The sequence below is a fragment of the Rhizobium sp. MHM7A genome (assembly GCF_005862215.1).
In the GTDB taxonomy this organism is placed as follows: Bacteria; Pseudomonadota; Alphaproteobacteria; order Rhizobiales; family Rhizobiaceae; genus Rhizobium; species Rhizobium bangladeshense.
The window spans coordinates 1-1,367 of sequence record NZ_VCHT01000064.1; the positions used below are offsets into that span (position 1 = coordinate 1).

Annotated in this window: 2 pseudogenes; one reads left to right on the forward strand and one right to left on the reverse strand. The window is 59.1% G+C overall.

The features are described from left to right. Positions 1 to 76 precede the first annotated feature (76 nt). A pseudogene (locus FFR93_RS40365) lies at positions 77 to 367 on the reverse strand (transposase); the annotation flags it as partial. A 212-nt stretch (positions 368 to 579) separates the two neighbouring features. On the opposite strand from FFR93_RS40365, the pseudogene FFR93_RS40370 reads away from it, so the two are divergent. Next, positions 580 to 1,062 (forward strand): annotated as a pseudogene (locus FFR93_RS40370) (transposase); the annotation flags it as partial. Positions 1,063 to 1,367: the final 305 nt, after the last annotated feature.

Sequence of the window (1,367 nt, forward strand, 5' to 3'; positions counted from 1 at the left end):
AGCCGTGACCGGCGCAACTGCCTGACGTCACAAACAAGCGCCTTGTTCAGGCGTCCATGAAACAACGTGACATCGCCGCATCATTGGCATCGGTTTTGTTGAGCGTCTCGTCCAATGCCTTTTGCGCATGCCGCGCTTCAATGCAGATCGCCGGCATCCCCTCGGCTGTCAGGGCGTGATAGAACCACGTCGACAACGGCCCCGTCTCAAATACGACGCGCCTGGCGTGCGGCGCATGCTTGCGGATCATCTCTGCCAGAAGTTTTGGATCCGAAGGACACTTCCCCCGCCAGAACCGCTTCCCGTCCTCCCGGATCGAGATCGCGGTGTCTTTCAATGAAACGTCCAGCCCTATATATTGGTCCATGGTTGCCTCCACTTGATGTTTGGGCCCGGTGCCAATCGTGAGCCCGCAATTTCCATCTCACCGGGGGCAACCACCCACGCCAGCCATCATCTTATAAATGGAGCTTGGACAATCGCGCCGCGATTACCCCATGTGTAGCTCGATAGCGGTGGTCACCAGTGTTTTCCGGTAGGGTCGGGTTGTTCAAGACCAACCTGATGGAAAGACCACCGATGACCGACGATATGATGAACGTGCGCTCGCTTGTTGAGAGGAGTGCCGACGCCGATTTGTTGCGTGAGATGATCGGCTTTGCGGCCGAGCGGCTGATGGAGCTGGAGGTCGGGACGAAGACCGGGGCGGGCTACGGCGAGAAGAATGGCTTTCGACTTGCCCAGCGCAACGGCTATCGCGACCGGGACTGGGAGACACGGGCGGGCACCGTCGAGCTGCGAATTCCCAAGCTTTGCACAGACAGCTATTTCCCGAGCTTTCTCGAACCACGCCGCATGGCGGAGAAGGCTCTGACGGCCGTGATCCAGGAAGCCTACATTCAGGGAGTTTCGACCCGATCCGTCGACGACCTGGTCAAGGCCATGGGCATGTCGGGCATCTCCAAGAGCCAGGTCTCAAGGCTTTGCGAGGAGATCGACGACAAGGTGAAGGCATTCCTCCACCGGCCGATTGAAGGTGAATGGCCCTATCTCTGGATCGACGGTGCGCCATGCGGCGCGGGAGGTGCTGATGTTTTAGCGTAACCTCTCAAGCTTGCCGACTTTTGACCGGCGGCTGCAATGCCGCCCGATTTACAGGAGCAGTGGATCGAAGGGGGCCAAGAAGCCGGATCGGGCGTCGCCGGTTGGGTTGCATAAGCAGATTGGACTTAACTGTACCGGATGCGGGCCATCAACCGCAGGCCGGGCTACCGCAATGCCCATGGCGAGAGCCTTGGTGCACGGATCGTTCAGCGGTCGTGGTGTAGGCGATCGGCAACCTCAATAACCGATCTGTGACCTTGATG